The organism is Leucobacter iarius (genome assembly GCF_039530105.1).
Classification (GTDB): domain Bacteria; phylum Actinomycetota; class Actinomycetes; order Actinomycetales; family Microbacteriaceae; genus Leucobacter; species Leucobacter iarius.
In genome coordinates, this window is the sequence record NZ_BAAAOB010000001.1 from 1,117,564 (window position 1) to 1,135,897 (window position 18,334).

At 71.1% G+C, this 18,334-nt stretch carries 19 protein-coding genes; 8 read left to right on the plus strand and 11 right to left on the minus strand.

Annotated elements, in window-relative coordinates; all coding sequences use genetic code 11:
- Positions 1 to 7 precede the first annotated feature (7 nt).
- Positions 8 to 1,288, plus strand: coding sequence for a hypothetical protein (locus ABD169_RS04885; RefSeq protein ID WP_344030035.1), 1,281 nt, complete (start codon positions 8 to 10; stop codon positions 1,286 to 1,288).
- Positions 1,288 to 1,914, plus strand: coding sequence for a GNAT family N-acetyltransferase (locus ABD169_RS04890; RefSeq protein WP_344030038.1), 627 nt, complete (start codon positions 1,288 to 1,290; stop codon positions 1,912 to 1,914). Before ABD169_RS04885 ends, ABD169_RS04890 begins: the two co-directional genes overlap by 1 nt.
- 23 nt (positions 1,915 to 1,937) lie before the next feature.
- On the opposite strand, the gene ABD169_RS04895 is transcribed toward ABD169_RS04890, so the two are convergent.
- Positions 1,938 to 2,732 (minus strand): alpha/beta fold hydrolase, encoded by a 795-nt coding sequence (locus ABD169_RS04895; protein ID WP_344030041.1) that lies wholly within the window; start codon positions 2,730 to 2,732, stop codon positions 1,938 to 1,940.
- Positions 2,733 to 3,087: 355 nt separating this feature from the next.
- Here ABD169_RS04895 and ABD169_RS04900 point away from each other — a divergent pair, with 355 nt between their 5' ends.
- Complete coding sequence (locus ABD169_RS04900) at positions 3,088 to 5,283, plus strand: cell wall-binding repeat-containing protein (protein ID WP_344030044.1); 2,196 nt, start codon at positions 3,088 to 3,090, stop codon at positions 5,281 to 5,283.
- Between the two features lie 71 nt (positions 5,284 to 5,354).
- Here the strand turns inward: ABD169_RS04900 and ABD169_RS04905 are convergent, their stop codons facing one another.
- Positions 5,355 to 5,678, minus strand: coding sequence for an ArsR/SmtB family transcription factor (locus tag ABD169_RS04905; protein WP_046455409.1), 324 nt, complete (start codon positions 5,676 to 5,678; stop codon positions 5,355 to 5,357).
- Positions 5,679 to 5,784: 106 nt separating this feature from the next.
- Between ABD169_RS04905 and ABD169_RS04910 the strand changes: the two genes are divergently transcribed.
- A complete protein-coding gene (locus ABD169_RS04910; RefSeq protein ID WP_344030048.1) occupies positions 5,785 to 7,020 on the plus strand; it encodes an MFS transporter in 1,236 nt (411 codons plus the stop codon).
- Positions 7,021 to 7,041: 21 nt separating this feature from the next.
- Here ABD169_RS04910 and ABD169_RS04915 read toward each other — a convergent pair whose 3' ends face one another.
- On the minus strand, positions 7,042 to 7,977 hold the full coding sequence (locus ABD169_RS04915; RefSeq protein ID WP_344030051.1) for an endonuclease/exonuclease/phosphatase family protein: 936 nt from the start codon (positions 7,975 to 7,977) through the stop codon (positions 7,042 to 7,044).
- Positions 7,978 to 8,063: 86 nt separating this feature from the next.
- Here ABD169_RS04915 and ABD169_RS04920 point away from each other — a divergent pair, with 86 nt between their 5' ends.
- The 4 genes from ABD169_RS04920 to ABD169_RS04935 all read left to right on the plus strand — a co-directional run bounded on the left by ABD169_RS04920 (position 8,064) and on the right by ABD169_RS04935 (position 9,985).
- Complete coding sequence (locus ABD169_RS04920) at positions 8,064 to 8,507, plus strand: hypothetical protein (RefSeq protein ID WP_344030054.1); 444 nt, start codon at positions 8,064 to 8,066, stop codon at positions 8,505 to 8,507.
- Entirely contained in the window at positions 8,504 to 8,941 is a 438-nt protein-coding gene (locus ABD169_RS04925; protein WP_344030057.1) for a helix-turn-helix transcriptional regulator, read from the plus strand. Before ABD169_RS04920 ends, ABD169_RS04925 begins: the two co-directional genes overlap by 4 nt.
- Positions 8,942 to 8,968: 27 nt before the next feature.
- The gene (locus ABD169_RS04930; protein WP_344030060.1) at positions 8,969 to 9,376 is read left to right on the plus strand and encodes a VOC family protein; all 408 of its coding nucleotides are present in this window, start codon (positions 8,969 to 8,971) and stop codon (positions 9,374 to 9,376) included.
- Positions 9,377 to 9,472: 96 nt separating this feature from the next.
- Complete coding sequence (locus tag ABD169_RS04935) at positions 9,473 to 9,985, plus strand: flavin reductase family protein (RefSeq protein ID WP_344030063.1); 513 nt, start codon at positions 9,473 to 9,475, stop codon at positions 9,983 to 9,985.
- 6 nt (positions 9,986 to 9,991) lie between these two features.
- Here the strand turns inward: ABD169_RS04935 and ABD169_RS04940 are convergent, their stop codons facing one another.
- The 8 genes from ABD169_RS04940 to ABD169_RS04975 all read right to left on the minus strand — a co-directional run bounded on the left by ABD169_RS04940 (position 9,992) and on the right by ABD169_RS04975 (position 18,290).
- Positions 9,992 to 10,201, minus strand: coding sequence for a hypothetical protein (locus ABD169_RS04940; protein ID WP_344030066.1), 210 nt, complete (start codon positions 10,199 to 10,201; stop codon positions 9,992 to 9,994).
- A gap of 13 nt (positions 10,202 to 10,214) precedes the next feature.
- Complete coding sequence (ppk2, locus tag ABD169_RS04945; protein WP_046455404.1) at positions 10,215 to 11,171, minus strand: polyphosphate kinase 2; 957 nt, start codon at positions 11,169 to 11,171, stop codon at positions 10,215 to 10,217.
- Positions 11,172 to 11,257: 86 nt separating this feature from the next.
- On the minus strand, positions 11,258 to 12,181 hold the full coding sequence (locus ABD169_RS04950; protein WP_344030070.1) for an ROK family protein: 924 nt from the start codon (positions 12,179 to 12,181) through the stop codon (positions 11,258 to 11,260).
- Positions 12,178 to 13,713 (minus strand): glycoside hydrolase family 3 protein, encoded by a 1,536-nt coding sequence (locus tag ABD169_RS04955; RefSeq protein ID WP_344030073.1) that lies wholly within the window; start codon positions 13,711 to 13,713, stop codon positions 12,178 to 12,180. Before ABD169_RS04955 ends, ABD169_RS04950 begins: the two co-directional genes overlap by 4 nt.
- On the minus strand, positions 13,710 to 14,594 hold the full coding sequence (locus tag ABD169_RS04960) for a carbohydrate ABC transporter permease (protein WP_046455402.1): 885 nt from the start codon (positions 14,592 to 14,594) through the stop codon (positions 13,710 to 13,712). Before ABD169_RS04960 ends, ABD169_RS04955 begins: the two co-directional genes overlap by 4 nt.
- Complete coding sequence (locus ABD169_RS04965) at positions 14,591 to 15,511, minus strand: carbohydrate ABC transporter permease (RefSeq protein ID WP_046455401.1); 921 nt, start codon at positions 15,509 to 15,511, stop codon at positions 14,591 to 14,593. Before ABD169_RS04965 ends, ABD169_RS04960 begins: the two co-directional genes overlap by 4 nt.
- A 176-nt stretch (positions 15,512 to 15,687) precedes the next feature.
- Positions 15,688 to 17,037 carry an extracellular solute-binding protein gene (locus ABD169_RS04970; protein ID WP_046455399.1) on the minus strand — a complete coding sequence of 450 codons (1,350 nt, stop codon included), beginning with the start codon at positions 17,035 to 17,037 and terminating at the stop codon, positions 15,688 to 15,690.
- Between the two features lie 95 nt (positions 17,038 to 17,132).
- The gene (locus ABD169_RS04975) at positions 17,133 to 18,290 is read right to left on the minus strand and encodes an ROK family transcriptional regulator (protein WP_344030079.1); all 1,158 of its coding nucleotides are present in this window, start codon (positions 18,288 to 18,290) and stop codon (positions 17,133 to 17,135) included.
- Positions 18,291 to 18,334 lie beyond the last annotated feature (44 nt).

The window sequence follows — 18,334 nt, forward strand, 5'->3', positions numbered from 1 at the left end:
CGCTCTCGTGAGCACCGCATCGTCATCGCCGCCGAGGACCGGCGCACGGGCCGCTGGTCGCCGGATCGACCGGTGGTTCCGCGAGCTCGGTCTCCCCACCTTCGTGCCGCTGCGCCGCTGGTTCATCGACCTGCCCCGCCGGGTCGCGCCGCTCGTCACCGCCGTCACGATCCTGGCGGCGCTCAGCGACGACCAGTTCGAACGCGCGATCGACGAGGCCGTGCGCTTGGTGCCCGAAGTCGACGACGGGCAGTGGATCGTCGTCACCATCGTGCTCGTGGTGCTCGCGATCCTCGCGCTGCTCGCCTGGGCCGGATACCGGTTGGTGCGCGCGGCGATGCGGCGACTCTCGCCCGCGGTCGGCAACGCGGTCGGCGTCGCCCTGATCCTCGTCTGCCTGGCGCTGCTGATCGTCGGCGGATATCTGGCGAAGCCCGGTGCCACCGTCGGCCCGGCCTTCTCCGCGATCGCGACGGTCCTCGTCTGCATGCTCATCACCGGCATGGGGGGCGGTGCGCTGCTGTCCTGGGGCACCCGGCTCGCGGTGCGCAACGCCTCGGCGGTGGGGCACATGGCCTCGATCGCGCTCCCCGTGATCCTCATGCTCGTCGTCTTCGCGTTCTTCTCGGCCGAGGTGTGGCAGATGTCCTCCGCGCTCCACTGGGGCAGCATCGCCCTGGTCGGGCTGGTCGTCGGCGCGCTGGCGCTCGTCGTCGTGCTCCGCGTCTGCGCCTCTGAGATCGACGACATGGGTCGCGTGCTCAGCGCCGACGAGCGCGGGCACCTCTTGACCGGGACCCCGGTCGAGGGGCGTCCCGGCGCGGAGCAAGCTCCGACCCGGCCGCTGCGCCTGATCCAACGGATCAACCTGCTGCTCGTGATGGCGGTCGCCCAGCTCATGCAGGCGCTGCTCTTCGCCGCGCTGCTCTGGTCGCTGCTCATGATCATCGGCGGGATCGCGGTCCCCGTCGGGGTGGTGGAGCTGTGGGTGGGGCCGGGCACTCCCGCGCACCCGCTGCGCGTGGAGCCGCTCGTGGTCGGCGGCGCGACGCTGCCGATCACCGTCAACCTCGTCAAATCCGCGGCCGTGCTGTCGATCATCTCGACGCTGCCGTTCGTGTTCTCCGCGGTGAGCGAGGCGCGCTACCGCGAGCGCTTCTTCGACCCGATCATGGCCGACATCCGACGCGCTATCGTGGTGCGCGACGCTCTGCTGGCGAAGCCGGGGGCGTCGGGCCCCGCCGTCGAACCCGAGGCGGGCGATGGAACGACTCCGAGGAACGATTGATGACCCAGCTTCAGCTGCCCGAGGGCGTACGTCCGGCGACCGCGGGCGACGCTGACGCGATGGCACGGATCCTCAGCGCCGCGTTCCTCCCCGATCCGGTCTGGGGCCCGCTGTTCCCGGAGCCCGATCCCGCCCGCCGCGAGGCCCAGACCCGCGCCTACTGGCGGTTCATGGTCGACGAGGCGCTGCGGCACCCCGACTCCCTCGTGCTCGAGGGCGAGGCGGGCGGGCTGCGCGCGATCTCGGTCTGGCTGCCGCCCGGGGCCGACGAGGTCGCCGAGGACGCGCACGACGCCTACGAGACGATGGTCGTGGATCTGCTCGGGCCCGAGGCGGCGCCGGCGATGTTCCGCTCTGGCGAGCAGTTCGGCGCGGCCCGGCCGACGGACCCCCACGCCTATCTGACGCTGCTCGCAGTGGCGCCGGGTGCGCGGGGCGGCGGGTACGGCATGTCCCTGCTGCGGGCCGGCCTGGAACGGTACGACGCGGCGGGCATCCCCACCTACCTCGAGTCCTCGAATCCGGCGAACGACGCCCGCTACGAGCGTCTCGGGTACGCGCCCTACGCAGTGGTCCGGCTCGACGACGGCGGGAGCGCGCAGACCTACTGGCGCGATCCGGCCTGATCGGATCGCGCCCGGTTTCGCGCTCAGTCGGTCCCGACTCGCTTCCGGTCGAGGAAGTCGACGATCATGGACGCCGCCGGTTCCGCGCTTCGGATCACGGCCTCGTGGCCGCGGCCGTCGAGCTCCGCCATCTCGGAGTCGGGAAGGAGCGCCGCGACCTCCGAGACCCAATCGCGCGGGCAGACCCGATCGGTCTCGCCGCGCAGCACGAGGGTCGGGGTGCGGATCCCGGGGCAGATGTTCTCCAGGTGGTGCGCGAGCATGAATCGGAGCTTGTTCGCGAACCAGAGCGGGCTCGTCTTCGCGTACTGCCAGGTGCCGAGCAGCAGCACCTTCGGCTGCTCGCCGGTGAGGTCCTGCACCATGCGCGCGGCCTGCCGCAGCGCGGTGCGCTCGTGCCGATTGACCGTCGGGGCGATGAGCACGAGCCCCGACACCTGCTCGGGGTGCCGCAGCGCGATCTCGGCGACGATCTGGGTTCCCATGGAGTGTCCGATGAGCACGACGGGGCCGGGGGCCTCTGTCGCGATGAATCTCGAGACGGTCTCGGCGGTCTGCTCGAGCGTCGCGGCGCTGCCGGGCTCGGGGGAGTCGCCGAAGCCGGGCAGGTCGGGTGCCAGGACCCGGCCGTGTGCGGCGAGGGCATCGGCGAGGTCCGCGTAGACCGCCCGGCCCATGCCGATTCCGTGCACGAGGACGAACACGGTCGGCTTCGGGCCCAGGGTCTCGGTGTAGGCCATGGTGACGCCGTCGCGGCGATACCGACGGTCGTAGCGCACGAGTGCCGCTGCGCTCGGAGCGGTCGAATCGGAAGCCACGGATCCAGCGTATCGGCGCGGGCTTCGAGCGGGACTGAAAAGTTGAAATCGATTGCAATTCAGTTGAATCCGATTGCAATATTGGTTGAATCCGATTGCAAATATCGAATACGCCAGGCGGGATATGCGGGCGCAAATTACTTGAATCTGATTCGACTCTGTGATCTGCGATTTCGTCGCTTAGGCTGCTCCTGACATTCCGGCTCGCCGGGCGCCCTCGGATGCCTGCGCGGCCGACCGAACCGGGTGGGGACAGAATATGCAGATCAAGAGTACGAACGACGCGCGGGGAAGCGCGCCGGGTCGGCGAATCGCGCGCGGTGCATTCGCGTGGGCGCTGGGTGCGCTCCTCGCGGTGAGCGGTATCGCGACGGGCGCAGGCGTCGGCATCGCTCCGGCGCACGCGTCGGACCCGCAGGTCGCGAAGATCACGACGATCTCCGGCAAGATCGTGAACTCGGCCGGGCAGCCGGTCGCTGGGGCGAAGCTCACGGCGGAACCGAACATGGGCGACACCTTCTCGCCGCCTCCGCGCAGCGCCACCACCAAGGCCGACGGCACCTTCACCCTGGTCAGCGACCTGTCGACCCGTTTCGTGCTGAGCGTCCACGGCCCGGCCCCCTACGCGGGATCGGTGCTCGATACGAGCGGCAAGCTGGCCACGGGGGATTCGAGCCAGATGCGCGTCTTCGACGGAGGCGGCACATTTGCGCTCGGAACCCTGACGCTGCAGTCCGGAGTGAAGGTCTCGGGCAATTTCACGCTCTCGGGATACCCGGCCCCCACGCGGGCCTGGGCCGCGTTCACCGGCAAGAACGGCAGCGCAGGCAAGTACTTCGGCGGCATCGAGGCCCAGGCTGCGAACGGCTCCACCGCGTGGAGCGCGTACGTCCTGCCCGGTGACTACACGCTCGAAGGCTGGGTCGGCGGTGCGAGCAGCGCCTACTCGGGCGGCAGCACCTTCACCGTGCCCGCCGGCGGCCGCAGCGGCCTCGATCTCGTCTTCGCCGGTACCGGTATCGTCGCGACCGGGACGGTCACCGATCCCGACGGCAAGCCCGCTGCCGGTATCTACGTCGGTGCGGATGACATCGCCAGCTCGAACGGCGGTCAGCACACCGCGGTGACCGATGCGGCGGGCAAGTGGAGCATCATCAACCTGCCGGCCGCGAACTATCGCATCTCCTTCCAGAACGGCCGCGGGGACTACGGCTTCTGGAAGAGCGGTTCCGCGACGGTCGTCCCGGACCAGGCGAGCAGCAGTGCTCTGAACGCCACCACCCCCGGAACGAAGACGGTGCCGAATATCACCATGCGTCGCGGCGGCCCCAACGCACCGGCCACGGTCTCCGCGACCGCTGGCAATGCGCAGGCCACCGTCTCCTGGACCACCCCGACCGATCTCAACGGCGCCGTCGTCTACCAGTACTCCGTGACCGCCTACTCGGGTGCGACCGCGGTGAAGACGGTCACCACCACCGGCGCCAAGAGCGTCATCGTGACCGGCCTCACCAACGGGACCGCGTACACCTTCAAGGTGCAGGCCTTCACCGGGTACGGTGCGTCGGGGCTCTCCGCCGCCTCCGCCGCGGTCACCCCGAAGGCTCCGCCGGTCCCCGGGGTCGCCACCCGACTCGCCGGGGGCTCGCGCTACGAGACCGCGGCGAACGTCTCGAAGGCGTCGTTCACGCAGACCGGCGGCACGGTCTACCTCGCCAATGGCGTCGGGCTGCCCGACGCGCTCGCCGCGGCACCCGTCGCGGGTCACGGCAAGTCGCCGATCCTGCTGGTCGAGACGAACGCCATCCCGGCTGCGACGGCGGCCGAGCTGAAGCGCCTGAAGCCCGCGAAGATCGTCCTCCTCGGAGGTACCGGAGTGATCTCCGACGCCATGATCGCCAAGGTCAAGGCGGCGTCGGGCGCGAGCGCGGTCGAGCGCTGGAACGGCAGCGACCGTTACGCGACCGCGGCGGACGTGGCGAAGCGCGCCTTCCCCGGAACCGTCGACACGGTGTACGTCGCCAACGGTCTCGGCCTGCCCGACGCGCTCGCCTCGGCGCCGGTCGCGGGGATCGGGAACTCCCCGATCCTCCTGGTGGCCACCGGCTCGGTCCCGAGCGTCACCGCAGCCCGCCTGGCCGCGCTGAAGCCGAAGAAGATCGTGGTGCTCGGCGGCACCGGCGTGGTGCCGAAGGCGCTCGAGTCGAAGCTCGCCGCCGCGGCCGGGTCGAACCCGAGCATCGTCCGGTGGGCCGGCAGCGACCGCTACTCGACCGCGGCGACCGTGACCACCCAGGCGTTCGGTTCGGGCGCGGCCACCGTCTACGTGGCGAACGGCCTCGGCCTGCCCGACGCGCTGGCGGCGGCTCCGGTCGCAGCGGTGCAGAACGCCCCGATCCTGCTCGTCGAGGCGGGTGCGATCCCGTCCAGCACCGCGACGGCGCTGCAGACGCTCAAGTCGAAGCGCAAGATCGACAAGATCGTCGTGCTGGGCGGTTCGGGCGTGGTGTCCGATGCCGTGCTCGCGCAGCTGCGCGGGTACACCGGCTGACCCGAGCGGAGCTCCGCTCGCGAACGGCGTCGATCCCTCGTGATCGGCGCCGTTCGCGCTTCGTGCGCGGCTCAGCCCTGTTCGGGGTCGCGCAGCACGGCGTCGAGGAGCCCGGGGAAGCGGGCATCGAGGTCTTCCCGGCGCAGCGTCAGCCGTCGGCGGCGTCCGTTGGGCTCGTTGCGGATCACGCCGGCCTCGCGCAGCACCTTCATGAGGTGGGACTTCGTCGACTTCGGCAGGTTCGGGTCGGTCGCGTGGCAGGACGCCATGTCGAGCGGTCCGTCGGCGAGCTGGCGTGCGATGGCGAGCCGGTCGGGGTCGCTGAGCGCGAACAGCACCTCGGGCAGGGCGATCTGCGCCCGGTCGGGGTGCGCGAGGTCGCTGGGATTCGACATGGTTCGATAATACTTGAACCATTCGCTCGCGTCGACTACGCTCCAATCGTTCGAGCATTTTCGAACTGAATGGCTGACCGGCCGGTCGACCGAGCGAGGGGATCCCATGACCGCAGACACCGCATCCGCGACCGGATCCGTCCCCGTCGTCGCCGCGCGCCCCGCCGACTCCGCGGTGCGCGGCGAGCGCGCCGCCCGCGCGCTCTCGGTCGTCTCGCTCATCGCGATGATGGCCGGAGCGAGCGCGCCCTCGCCGTTCTACCCCGTGCTCGCCGAGTCCATCGGCTTCGGCCCGTCGACCATCTCGGCGGTCTTCGCGGTCTACGCGCTCGCGCTGCTGCTCACACTGCTCACCGCGGGATCGATCTCCGACCACATCGGGCGCCGCCCGGTCGCGATCGTCGGCCTGCTGGTGCTGGCCGGGGGACTCGCCGTGTTCTGGCACGCCGACTCGGTCGCCCTGCTCGTCGTCGCCCGCGTGATCCAGGGGGTCGCGAGCGGCCTGCTGCTCTCCTCGCTCTCGGCCTCGATCACCGACCTCGAACCCGCCTCGCGACCCGGATCCGCCGCGATCTGGAACGCGCTCGGGCCCGGCATCGGGCTCGCGCTGGGCGCGCTCGTCTCGGGGATCGCGCTCGACCTGACCCGCGAGGCCATGGCCGACGTCTTCGGTCCGCTCGCGGCGCTCTACGTGCTGCTCGCGCTGCTCTTCGTGTTCGCGCCCGAGACCGCGCCGCGCAGGCCGGGCGCGCTCGCCTCGCTCGCGTTCCGGCTCTCGCTGCCGCTCGGCATCCGCGCCGACTTCTGGCGCAGCGCGCCCGCCATCGTCGCGGGCTGGGCGACGGGCGGCCTCTTCCTGTCCTTCGGCGCCAGCATCGTGCGCGCGCAGCTCGGCGGCACCGCGCACCTCGCGCAGGGGCTCTCGGTCGCGCTGCTCGCGGGAACGGGCGCCGTCGCGGCGCTCGCGATCCGGCATCGCGGTCCGCGCACCGTGACCGTGTTCGGCACCGCGGCCCTCGCCCTCGGCACAGCGCTCTCGCTCGTCGCGCTCGGCCTCGGTTCCCTGCCCGGGTACCTCGCCGCGGCGGCGGTCACCGGCGCCGGCTTCGGCACCGCGTTCTTCGGCGTCGTGAGTGCGCTCGCCCCGAACATCCCCGCGACGCAGCGCGCCGACGTGTTCTCGGTGATCTTCCTGTTCTCGTACCTGGCGTTCGGGATCCCGACCGTCGTCGCGGGCCTCCTGGTGCCGATGCTCGGGCTCGGGCCGGTCGTCGCCGGGTACGGCGCGTTCGTGATCGTGCTCGCCGTCGTCGCGTGCATCCTCCGCATCCGGAGAAGCTAGGCCACGAGCGCGCCGCGCTCGCTAGACGGACGGCCGCAGCGTCGCCACGACCGCGAGGTGGTCGCTGTCGCCGAGCTTGACGGTGCGCATCGCGCGCGGATCGAAGCCGCGCTCCAGCACGTGGTCGATGCGCACCACCGGGAACTCGGCGGGCCAGGTGAAACCGAAGCCCCAGCTCGAATCGCGCGGCTCGCGGAGCAGTTCCAGCAGCGGGGCGAAGGCCCGATCGTCGGTGCCCGCATTGAAGTCGCCCATGGCGATGATCCGTGAGGCGCCGTCCTGCTGGATCTCCTGCCGCAGCTCGTCGAGCATCCGGTCGCGCTCCTCGTGGGCTCCGATCCGCGTGGAAGCCGCGTGCACGGCGTAGACCCGAACCGGCCCGCTCGGCGTCTCGGCGGTGACGCGCAGCGCCCGCTTCCACCCGAGTCCCAGATCGAGGGGCTCGAGGTTCGACAGCGGGAAGCGGCTCCACAGCGACACCGTGCCCACGCGGACCGCGTGCGGATACGCGCCGCCGAGCACCTCGTCCACGGTGCCGCGAGCGGCCGCGTCGACCTCCTCGAACGCGACGATGTCGGCCTGCTGCCCGATCGCCGCCCGGGCGCTCTTCTCGGGCGAGCCGTCGACGCCGTGCAGGTTCTGGGTGAGTACCGTGATCGCGGCCGCGCCGCTGCCCGAGACCGGTTCGAGGGGCAGCACCCGCGGGGTGAACACGATGCTCCACGCCGCCACCGCGGCGAGGCTCATCAGGATCCCGAACCAGGCCCGACGGAACAGGGCCGCGAGCAGCAGCAGCGCGATCGGAATGCCCAACCAGGGGAGGACCGCTTCGAAGGGCAGCGCGAGTCCCAGCAGATCGGGTACCTGGGCGTGCCAGAGGATCGCCGCGCCGAGCAGCGCGGCGCAGAGCGCGATCAGGATCCCGGCAGGCCGGCGACGTCGAGCGGGTTCGGGCATCGGGGCTCCTCGGGGCTGGCGGCGGACACGAACCCCCGATGCTACCCGCCGTGGCGAAGCCGAAGCTGGACGGATAGCCTCGAAGGGTGAGCGCCCCCTACCCCTCCAGCGGACCGAGCTGGGTCCCGATGCCCCCGCAGCCCGTCCTCCCGCCCACCCGGGCGGCCCGGCCCGCGGGCCTCGGCATCACCGCGCTCGTGCTCGTGCTCGTCGCGCTGGCCGCATCGGCCGGAACCGCGTGGATCGGAGCCACCCGGATCGTCGACCTCACGTACCGCTACAGCGCCTCCGGAGCGATCCCCGATGCCGAAGCATCGGCCCTCGGCTGGCTCGGTCTGTCCCAGGGGCTGTGGGCGCTGCTCGGCCTCGCCGCGCTGATCCTCGGCATCATCGCGGCAGCGACCGGACGCGGTCGATGGTTCGGCGTGACCGCGATCGTGCTCGCCGTGCTCGGGCCCGGGATCACCTTCGGGGTGTTCTTCGCCGTCGCGAACACCGTCGCCGAGTACGGCCCGGTGCTCGGCACATGACCGACCCCGCTCCGGGGCCCGGGGCGAAACCCGCCGACCTCGCGACGCTCGTCGCGCTCCGCCGTGTGCGCGACCGCATCGACCGCGAGTTCGCGAGCCCGCTCGACGTCGAGGCGCTCGCCGCGGGCGCCCACATGTCGGCCGGGCACCTGAGTCGGCAGTTCAAGCGCGCCTTCGGCGAATCGCCCTACTCGTACCTGATGACCCGGCGGATCGAGCGGGCCATGGTGCTGCTGCGGAACAGTGAGCTCAGCGTGACCGAGATCTGCTTCGAGATCGGGTACTCCTCGCTCGGCACGTTCAGCCTCCGCTTCGCCGAGCTCGTCGGCGTGCCCCCGAGCGAGTACCGGGCGAGCGGCGCGGAGACCCTGCCGGGCATGCCGCCGTGCATCGTGAAGCAGATCTCGAGACCGATCAGGAATCGAGAAGCGTGAGCTCGTCGGCGTGCCTACGCTGAAGCCATGAGCATCACCATCCGTTCCAGTTTCCTGCCCCTCGTCGACGCCGAGGCCTCGCTGGCCTTCTACCGCGACGCGCTCGGCTTCGAGGTGCGCCTCGACGTCGGCCACGAGAACATGCGGTGGATCACGGTCGGTCCGGCCGACCAGCCCGACACCGCGATCGTGCTGCACCCGCCGCTCGCGAACCCCGGACTCACCGAGGAGGAGGGCCGCACGTTGATGGAGCTGATCGCCAAGGGCAGCTACTTCGGCGCGAACCTCTCGGCCTCGGATCTCGACGCGACCTTCGCCCGGCTCGAAGCGGCCGGCGCCGAGGTCGTGCAGGAGCCCATGGATCAGCAGTGGGGCGCGCGGGACTGCGCCTTCCGGGATCCCGCGGGCAACATGCTGCGCATCCAGCAGGCGTAGTCCTGGCGGGCCCCGGCGGGCTCCGGCCCGCCGGGACCCGGAATACGCAGGCTCCGCTCGCGGTTCATCCAGATGAATACGCGAGAATGGAGCACCGTGACCGATACCGCTGCGCAGACCGAGACGACCGACCGATTCAAGAACGCGTTCCGCCTGCACCCCGCGGGTGTGGCGCTCGTGTCGGGCGTCGCGCCCGACGGACCGGTCGGCCTCACGCTCTCCTCGGTGGCGTCGGTCAGCGCGGAACCGCCCGTGCTGTCGTTCTCGGTCACGCGCGCGACCGGCAGCGCCGGCGGGATCCTCGGCGCGCCGAGCTTCGTCGTGCACTTCCTGACGAGCGGCCAGCGCGAGGTCGCCGAGGCGTTCGCCCGCACCGGCGCCCCCAGATTCACCGACGCGCAGGGCTGGGAGACGCTGCCGACCGGCGAGCCGTACCTGCCGAGCGCCGCGGTCGCACTGCGCTGCGTCGCTCGCGAGGTGCACCCCGTCGGACCGTCGAACCTGATCCTCGCGGACGTGCTCGAGGTGCTGCCCGGGGCCGATGGCGCGGCACCGCTGCTCTACCAGGATCGCCGGTTCCTGTCCTGGGACTCCGTGGTCGAGCTCTGATCGGGCTCAGTGCGGGCTGAGCCTCCGGGTGGCCCACCGCACGATCGCGGGATCCTCCGACTCGAAGTGCTCGACGATCTCGCCGCCGTCGCAGCGGCAGAGCGCGATGCGGCAGCGGCGATCGTCGACCGACTCGACCAGCCAGGTCCCGCCGAAGCCCTCCCAGCGCTCGATCTCCATCGGGGTCGGATCCGGCGGCGGCGCGGGGCGGGTCATCGCGGGATCCCGATCAGCTCCGGCCCGACACCACGGGGAACGTGCCCGAGGGGGTCTCGCCCTCGTCGTACACGCTCGCGGGCGCGCCGATGATCCGCGGATCGGGGGTGCCGACCACCTTGCGGTCCTTGTCGGGGTAGTCGAATTGCGACAGCACCCAGCGCATCGCCTCGAGGCGGGCGCGCTTCTTGTCGTTCGACTTGACGACCGTCCACGGCGCCTGCGGGGTGTCCGTGTAGAAGAACATGGCCTCCTTGGCGGCCGTGTAGTCGTCCCACTTGTCGAGGCTCGCGAGGTCGGTGGGCGACAGCTTCCACTGCTTCACCACGTCCTGCGATCGCGACATGAAGCGATCGTGCTGCTCCGCGCGACCCACTGAGAACCAGAACTTGATGAGGTGCACGCCCGACTGCACGAGCATCCGCTCGAACTCGGGCGCGGAGCGCGTGAACTCGAGGTACTCCTGCGGCGTGCAGTAGCCCATGACCCGTTCGACGCCTGCCCGGTTGTACCAGGACCGGTCGAACATCACGATCTCGCCGCCCGAGGGCAGGTGCTGCACGTAGCGCTGGAAGTACCACTGGCTGCGCTCGCGGTCGGTCGGGATCTCGAGCGCGACCACGCGGGCGCCGCGGGGGTTGAGGTGCTCCATGAATCGCTTGATCGCGCCGCCCTTGCCCGCGGCATCGCGGCCCTCGAACAGGAGCACGATCTTCTGGCCGCTCTCCTTCACCCACGCCTGCAGCTTGAGGAGCTCGATCTGCAGCTTGCGCTTCTCGCGCTCGTACGCGGACCGCGAGAGCTTCACGTCGTACGGGTAGCCCTGCCGCCAGGGCGCTTCCGGAGACACGTCGAGGCGACGCGGAGCACCTGCCCGGCGCAGTTCGCCGAGCTCGTCGATCTCGGGCGTGACGTCGATCTGATCGGGGCCTGCGGCGACGAAGCTCGCGGCGTCCAACGGTTCGCTCATGGGGGGTCCTCACGGTCGGGATTCCAGCCTATGCCGATCCCGTGCGTGCGCGCGGCGTGTTCCGGTGAACGGTCGGCGACGAGTCGTCAGCGGTCGGCGGAGAGCGCGGCGCCGACGGCGGCAGCGGGGGAGTCCCCGTCGAGCAGGCGCACGCGCTCAGCGAGGGCCGCGCCGGCGAGGAACGGCGACGTCGCTGCGCGCGCAGCGAGCTCCGCCCGGATCCCGTCGAGCAGGGGAGCGCCGAGCAGGCGCAGTCCGCCGCCGATGACGATGGCCGAGGGGTCGATCGAGAGCGCGAGCAGCTGCACGCAGTGCGCCGCTCCCGAGACGAGCCGGTCGAAGGCGTGCCGCGCGTCCGGATCGCCCGCCGCGATCGCGGCGAGGAGCACGCGTCCGGGATGCTCGCCGCCGGCCGGCCAGGTCCGTTTCAGCGCGGAACCGCTCGCGGCGGTCTCGAGGCAGCCGCGCTGGCCGCAGGCGCAGGGGAGCCCGGCGGAGTCGAAGGGCAGGTGCCCGATCTCGCCGGCGATGCCGGTGCCGCCCCGCCAGGGGACCCCGTCGACGACGATCCCGGCCGCGAGGCCGGTGCCGAGGTTGAGATAGGCGGCGGTGCCGCGCAGGCCCAGCAGCGACACGGCGCCGACCGCGGCAGCGGTCACGTCGTTGTCGAGGGTCACGGGCAGGCCGATCCGGGCCGAGAGGTCGGGACCGAGCGCGAGCGATCGGACGCCGAGGTTCACGGCGTCGTGCACGATCCCGCTGCGCCGGTCAATGCGCCCGGGGATCCCGATGCCCACCGATGCGAAGCCGTCGAGCGGCACGCCGGCGCGTTCGGCCAGCGTGCGCACGGCGAGCTCGCTCGACCGCAGCACCGCGGCCTCGCCGGGCTCGGTCGGCAGGCGCAGGCTTCCCGTCACCGCGCCCGCGGGATCGAGCGAGATCGCCTCGAGCTTGGTGCCGCCGATGTCGAGACCGATGCGCGGCCGGGCGGATGCGACGCCGACGCTCATGCGGCCGGAGCTTCGAGCACGGAGAGCAGCGCCGCTCCGACGAGGCGGGACGAGCCGTAGGTCGAGAGGTCGGCGGGCACCTCGGCGTCGGGCCACCCCATCTCGACCGCGAGCACGGCCGTGCCTCGCTCGCGGAGCGCCGCGATCCCGGCGACAGCGAAGGGGTGCCGGTGCAGCTCCCGCCCGATGACGATCACCGCGGGCGCGTCGGTCCAGATTCCGGGGGTCTCGGCATCGACGAGGACCTCCGGGCGGGCGCGGAACGCCTCGGCGGACGGGCCGGTGCCGTCGAGCGGCGCCGCGGCCGCGGCGAAGGGGCCCCACGGGGCGAAGCCGACGGCCATGTTCGCGACGGTCTCGACGCGCACCACGGCGGCGCCCGGGTGCGCGCGGAGCCAGCCGTGCGCCCGGTCGGTGCCCGAGAAGGAGTCGGCGACGCGCAGCAGCTCGTCCGCGGTCACCGCGTCGCTCGCTTCGGCCTCTGCAGCGAGGTCGGCGAGCGCGTCCCCGGCGATCGGGGGTACGGCCTCCGCGAGCGCGCGGACCCGAGCGGCGGCGTCGCGCACGCGCGCCGCCGAGAGTTCGCCGGCCTCGACCGCGGCGAGGATCCGATCCTCGATCTCGGCGAGCTGGGCGGGGGTCGTGCCGGGACCGATGCAGAGCAGGTCGCAGCCGGCCGCGAGAGCCCGTGCGGCCGCGGCCGGGATCCCGATCTCGCCGCTGGCACCGCGCATGTCGAGCGCATCGGACACCACGACGCCGTCGAAGCCGAGGCGCTCGCGCAGGAACCCCTGCAGGATCGTGCGGCTGAACGTCGCCGGAGCGTCGGGGTCGATGCGGGGGAGCAGGATGTGCGACGACATGATCGTCTGCGCGCCGGCCGCGATGGCCGAGCGGAAGGGGACGAGCTCGCGCTGCTCGAGCACCTCGGGCGCGACGTCCACCACCGGCAGTGCCAGGTGGCTGTCCTGCGCGGTGTCGCCGTGCCCGGGGAAGTGCTTGGGGCAGGTCGCGACGCCCGCGGCCTGCGCGCCGCGCACCCACGCCGCGACGTGCGCGGCGGCGCGCTCGGGATCGGACGAGAAGCTGCGGGTGCCGATCACGGGGTTGCGGGGGTTCGCGTTCACGTCGGCGTCGGGAGCGAGCACGAGCGAGGCGCCGGCGCTGCGCACCGCGCGGGCGACCCGGGCGCCAACCTCGGCCGTGTAGTCGAGGTCGTCGATGCGGCCGAGGACCGCGGCCCCGGGGTAGGGAGCGCCGTCCACGTAGTGCAGGCGGGTGACCTCGCCGCCCTCCTCGTCGATGGCGACGAGCGCGTCCGGGCGGGCCTCGCGCAGCGAGCGGCCGAGCGCGCGCAGCTGGTCGGCATCGCGCACGTTCTCGCCGTAGATGCAGACCGAGTGCAGGCCGTCGCGCAGCGCGTCGCGGATCCACTCGGGCGCCTCGAGGCCCGGGAACCCCGGCATGAGCGTCGCGCGCACCTCGGCGCGGAGCCCCTCGGCGGGCGGGAGGACCGTGCTCCGCTCGCTCATCCCTTGACCGCCCCGCTGACGAGGCCGCTGGTCATGCGGCCCTGCACGAACAGGAAGAAGATGATGACGGGGATCGCGACGAGGGTCGACGCGGCCATCACCTGACCCCAGTCGATGGTGCGCGAGGCCGACTGCTGCACGAAGCCGCGCAGCCAGAGCGGCAGCGTGTGCGACTCCGAGTTCTGCAGGATCACCAGCGCCACCGTGAACTCGTTCCAGGCCTGCAGGAACGCGTAGACACCGCTCGCCACCAGGCCCGGCGCGAGCAGCGGGAAGGTGATGCGCAGGAAGGCCTGCGTGCGGCTCAGACCGTCGACCATCGCCGCCTCCTCGAGGTCGGCGGGGACGCCGGCGACGAAGCCGCGCAGCATCCAGATCGTGAACGGCACCACGGCCGCGATGTAGATGATGCTGACGCCGATCACCGAGTTGAGGAGGTTCAGCGAGTCCATCAGCTTGTACTGCGCGATGAACATGCCCTCGGCGGGGAGCATCTGGATGAAGAGCACGGCGAGCACGAAGCTGCGGCGGCCCTTGAACCGGAAGCGGCTGATCGCGAGCGCCGCGAGGAACGCGAATGCGAGGCAGACGATCACGGTGACCAGGGCGATGAGGACGCTCATGCCGAGCGCGGGGAAGAACGTGCCGCCCTCGAGGATCTTCGCGAAGTTGGCGAAGGAGCCGCCGAACGGCAGCAGCGTCGGGGTGGTCTGATCGAGCGTCACCGCCGGCAGCAGCGACGAGTTCAGCATCCAGTAGACGGGGAACACCCAGATCGCCGAGAGCACGACGCCGAGCACGGCGAAGAGCGTTCGGGCGGTGCGGCGGCTGGTGCCGCGACGGGCGGGGGCGGTGGCGCGGCGGGGCGCTGCGATGCTCATCGTCCCTCGTCCTCCTTGATCAGATTGCGGACATAGGCCCAGCTGAGGGCGATGGTGAGCAGCAGGACGAAGATCGACATGGCGCTCGCCATCGCGAAGTCGCTGGATCCGATCCCGAGCTGGTAGATGTACGTGCCGAGCACGTCGGTCTGGCTGGCGATCGAGCCGCGATCCTGCAGCATTTTGATCTGCGTGAAGACGCGCAGATCCCAGATGATCTGGAGCAGCATGACGATGCCGAGCACCGGCTTGATGACCGGGAGGATGATGAGGCGCAGGCGCTGCCAGGCCGAGGCACCGTCCATCTGAGCGGCCTCGAGCACCTCGCCGGGCACCTGGGTGAGGCCGGCGTAGATCGAGAACGCGACGAAGGGGACGCTCATCCAGACCACGACGATGAGCGCGACGAAGAAGAACGAGAGCGGGTTCTGCAGCCAGTTGTGGCCGTCGAACGGGAGCCCGAGACCGGTGAGCACCCAGTTCACGAGGCCGCGGCGCCAGTCGAAGATCCAGTTCCAGATGGTCATGGCGGCGACCACGGGGGTGGCCCAGGCGAGCAGCAGCGAGATCTGCAGGGTGATCCGCACCCAGGTCGCGGCGGCCTGCATGAGCAGGGCGAGTCCGAGGCCGACGGCCATGGTGACGGCGGCCGTGATGAGGCAGAACAGCACCGAGCGGATCACGACGATCCACGTCTCGGCGGAGGTGAACAGCTCGGCGTAGTTCGCGAACCACACGAACTCCGGCGGCTTGCCGAACTGCTGCGCGAGGCCGAAATGCTGCATCGAGGTGATCAGCTGCCACACGATGGGGTAGCCGAGCGCGAGCAGCACGATGAGGGTCGCCGGGAGCAGCAGCGCGTACGGCACGAACGTCGACGGACGGCGCGGCTTGCGAACGGTGGGTTCGGAGCTCATCGAGCGGCCTTTCTTGATGTGGGGGAGGGGAGGGGATCGTCGTCCTGCGCGACGGGCCCGTCATCCTGCGCGACGGAGGAGTCGCAGGATCTCGATCGGATCCTGCGACTCGTTCCTCGCGCAGGATGACGGTTCGTTCCTCGCGCAGGATGACGCTGAGGGCTACGCCCTCGGCGTCACTTCTGGTTGAGCAGCGCGTCGAGCTTGGCGTTGGTGTCCTTCGCCAGCTTCTCGAGATCGTTCGAGTCGCGGATCTGCGAGAAGAACTCCTCCATGATGTTCTTCGCCTCGATCGACGCCCAGCCCGGCGCGGCCGGGGTCAGCTTCGAGTTGGAGGCCGACTCGACGAGGGCCTTCGCGAACTGGTCGTCGCCGAGCGAGGAGGTGTACTCCTGGTTCGCCGGGCCGAGGCCGTTCTTGCCGAGCATCTCCTGGTACTCCTTGGAGAAGATGATCCGCATCAGGTCCTTGGAGAGCGCGGGCTCCTTGGTCGCGGCCGAGATGCCGATGTTCGAGCCGCCGGCGAAGACCGGGGCGGGCTTGCCGTCGTTGCCCGGGAGCACGAAGGTGCCGAAGGTAGCGTCGTTCCACACGCGGGTCGGCTCGCCCTTGTCGTCCTTCTTCAGGTCGCCGATCGACCAGTGCGCCCAGCCCGGCGCCATGATCGTGGCGGCGCTCAGCGACAGGTTCTGCGTGACCTGGCCGGCCTCGTCCTTGACCTCGTCCGAGTCGTTGAGGAACTGGTACTGGTTCGCGTCCTTGGCATCGTTCGGTGCCTTCGATGCGGTGCGGTAGAGCTCCTGCAGCTGCTGGAGGCCCTTCAGCGACTCGGGGGAGTCGAGGGTGGCCTTCCACTTGCCGTCCTTCAGCTGGGCGATGTCGCCGCCGTTGGCGAAGATCCACGAGACGCCGTCGCGCCAGTCCTGGCCGCCCAGGTAGAAGCCCGAGAAGTTCTTGATCCCCTTCGGGTTCTTCTCGGCGATCGTCTTGACCGCCGCGTTGAACTCGTCGAGGGTCTTGGGCACCTGCTGTCCCGCGGCGCTCCAGATGTCCTTGCGCATGAACATGTAGCGCGACCCGAAGTAGTAGGGGAGCGTGTAGTTCTTGCCGTCGACCTTGCCGGCGTCGACGAACGACTGCAGCAGGTTCTTGCCGCCGAGCTCGTCGGTGATGTCGCTCACGTCGAGGAACGCGCCGACGTTGGTGAAGGTCGGCGACTGGGTGTTGCCGATCTCGGTGACGTCGGGGGTGTTGTTCTTGTCGGGCAGCGAGGTGGTCAGCTTGGTGACGATGTCGCCCCAGGTCTGCTCCTCGATCTTGAGCTCGGCCCCGGTCTTCTTCGTGAACTCCTTCTTGAGGTAGTCGCGGAGCTCCTTGGGGGTGTCGGCGCCGATGACCCACATGGTGATCGACTTGCCCTTGTTGTCGCTGCCAGCGGTGTTCGCGCTGCCCTGCGAGCAGCCCGAGAGCACGAGAGCCGAAGCGACGGCCGCGGCGGCGAGGCCGACGAGCGTTCTCTTCTTCATGGTGATTCCTTTCTGGGGTGCGGTTCCGGCGGTGCCGGTCCGCGAGGTGTTGCGTCGGTGAGGTCTGCGCCCGCGGCCGGGGCCCGGGCGGTGGATCAGGTGATGCCGAGCTGCGCCTGCAGCACGAGCGCCGTGGCGCCGCGCAGGATCAGGTCCGCGCCCTGGGAGCTGGTGCGGATGACGAGGCCGCGGTGCGATTCGGGGAGCGTGCGCCGCTGCAGGATCTCGAGGGTGGCGTCGGCGAGCACGTCGCCGACGAGCTCCTGGGGGCCGGAGAGGACGATCTCGGAGAGGTTCAGGGCGCCGACGACGAGCGCGAGCGTGCCGAGGCGCTGCCCCGCCTCGCGGAGCACGCGCTCGCGCTCGTCGTCGCCGGCTTCCGCGAGCGCGGCCGTGAGTCCGGGGACCGACAGCCAGTGCTCGAGCACCTGCTCGCGGGAGTAGGGGGCGTCGAGCGGGAGGTCGGAACCGACCATCACCTGCCCGATCTCGCCGCCGGCGAAGCTGCTGCCGACGACCGGCACGCCGCCGACGATCAGCCCGGAGCCCAGGCCGTGGCCGATGGCGATGAGCATGAGGTCGTCGCCCGCGCCGCCGAAGTTGTGCTCGGCGAGCACGCCGGCGTTGCCGTCGTTGGCGACGACGGTGGGGAGGCCCGTGCGCTCCTGCAGGATCCGCTGGAGCGGCACGTCGGCCCAGCCGAGGTTCGGGGCGGTGCGCACGGTGCCCGCGTCGTCGACGACGCCCGGGGTGCCGACGCCGAGGCCGAGCAGCGAGAGCTCGGTGCGTGCGATGAGCTCGCCGGCGAGGGCGACGGTGCGCTCGACCGCGGCGTCGCCGACCGCGCCCTCGAGCGGCGCGTCGGCGCGGTGCAGGATCCTGCCGTCGAGGTCGAGCACGGCGCCGCGGAACCGGCGGTGGTCGCTGAGGTCGAGACTGACGATCGCGCGCGTGGTGCGCGCGAGATCGACGAGCATGGCGGGCTTGCCGGGGCCGGTGACCTCGCGGGTGCCGAGTTCGAGCATGAGGCCCTCGGCGGTGAGCTCGGAGACGAGGTCGGAGACGGTGACCTTGGTGAGCTGCGTCGCCCGGGCGATGTCGGCCCGGCTGGCGGGGCCGCTGCGGTAGACCGTCTGGAGCACGAGGGTCCGGTTGTGCCGTCGCGCGTCGCCGGGGAGCGCCTTCGCTCCGACGCGGAGCGCGCCGGGAGCACGCCGAGCGGGTGCGGAAGAGCGCTGCGTTGCGGGGTCCATGCGAGTTAGTAAAGCGTACAAACTAATATTGAGCAATATCGGTC